This is a genomic window from Halorubrum sp. SS7, assembly GCF_005435055.1.
Taxonomy (GTDB): Archaea; Halobacteriota; Halobacteria; order Halobacteriales; family Haloferacaceae; genus Halorubrum; species Halorubrum salinarum.
Window position 1 is genome coordinate 1 of record NZ_SGXV01000095.1, and the last position, 1433, is coordinate 1433.

The following is a 1433-nucleotide window of genomic DNA, read 5'->3' on the forward strand; positions in this document are numbered from 1 at the left end:
GGTGTTCGTGGAAGACCTGAACGTCGCTGAGATGCTTCAAGGCGATGGGAACGCGCGGAACAAGCAGGCTGCGGCGTGGCGACAGTTCATCACTCTTCTGGAATACAAAGGTGAGCTGTACGGGACACACGTCGTACAAGTCGAAGCAGCGGGAACGACGAAAGAGTGTGCGACGTGTGGTGTGGAGACAGCGAAACCCATCTGGGTCAGAGAGCACTCGTGTCCGAGTTGTGGGTTCGAGTGTAACCGTGACGCGAACGCGGCGATGAACATCTTACAGAGAGGCTTTGCTGAACTAGGGCTGGGATGGCCCGAATCAACGCCTGTGGAGACTGTGCTCCCTACGGACACCACTCGCGTGTCTGCAAAGCGCGTCGTCGAAACAGGAAGCCCCACCCTCAACGAAGCCACGCCTGTGGCTGAGTAGGGTGGGGTAGTTCACCGTCACCTCAAAAGTAACAATACCTATCTGTCCTGAGGGAGAATCCACAGGCGAATTCCGGGGGGACCCGGAAGGTTGGGACACATGAACACATCAAACAACGGGGAGGAAGCGATTGACATCCTCCAGCAACTCGGATTAAAAGAGTACGAGGCCCGATGCTTCGTCGGATTAGCTCGGCTTGACACCGGCACGGCGAAGAAGCTCAGCGAGATCACGGAGGTCCCTCGGACCCGGGTGTACGACGCGATACGGGTTCTGGAGGCGCAGGGGCTGGTCGAAATCCAACACTCGAGCCCGCAGCGGTTCCGGGCGGTTCCGCTGGACGAGGCGACCGAGACGCTTCGCGACCAGTACGAGGAGCGCGTGGGGCGGCTCCAGAGCGCACTCGACGCCGTCGACATCGTGGGCGACGACGAGGAGTCCCCGACACAGGAGATCTGGGCCATGTCCGGTCGGGACGCGATCGAGAACAGGACGAACCGGCTCATCAGCGCGGCGAAAGAAGAGGTCGTCCTCGTCGTCGCCGACGAGACGCTCCTCACCGACGATCTCACCGAGACGCTCAACGGCGTCGACGACGACATCGACCTGGTCATCGGAGCCCTCTCTGAGCCGCTTCGAGAAGAGTTAGAATCGGCCGTTCCGCGCGCAACGACCTTCGTTTCCGGGCTTGAGTGGTTACAGGATCGAGACGTGCCGGCAGACGAGACGGGGATCGGGCGGCTCCTCTTGATCGACCGCTCGACGATCCTCGTGAGTTCGATCATCCCCGACAACAAAGCGGAACAGGCGATCTTCGGCGAGGGGTTCGGGAACGGTCTCGTCGTGATCGCCCGGCGACTCATGGCTCAGGGGCTGATCCCCGCTCGCGACCCGCAGTAGCGGTCTGACCCGCCGACGGTGTGGCGGCCGCGTCGCGAGGGGACTGTGTCACCAAAAATGGCCGACAGCGACTGTACACGGACGACGTCCGGCCTCCGACGCGAAC

At 61.8% G+C, this 1433-nt stretch carries 2 protein-coding genes; both read left to right on the top strand.

The features are described from left to right. Positions 1–427 (top strand): RNA-guided endonuclease TnpB family protein (locus EXE44_RS16805; protein ID WP_137717968.1); only part of this gene is annotated, 427 nt, incomplete at its 5' end. 99 nt (positions 428–526) lie between these two features. Continuing rightward, a complete protein-coding gene (locus EXE44_RS16810; protein WP_137705755.1) occupies positions 527–1327 on the top strand; it encodes a TrmB family transcriptional regulator in 801 nt (266 codons plus the stop codon). Positions 1328–1433: the final 106 nt, after the last annotated feature.

Bases quoted from the DNA above. Each gene is read 5' to 3' on its own strand.
- EXE44_RS16810 (WP_137705755.1), top strand. From the start codon at position 527: ATGAACACATCAAACAACGGGGAGGAAGCGATTGACATCCTCCAGCAA.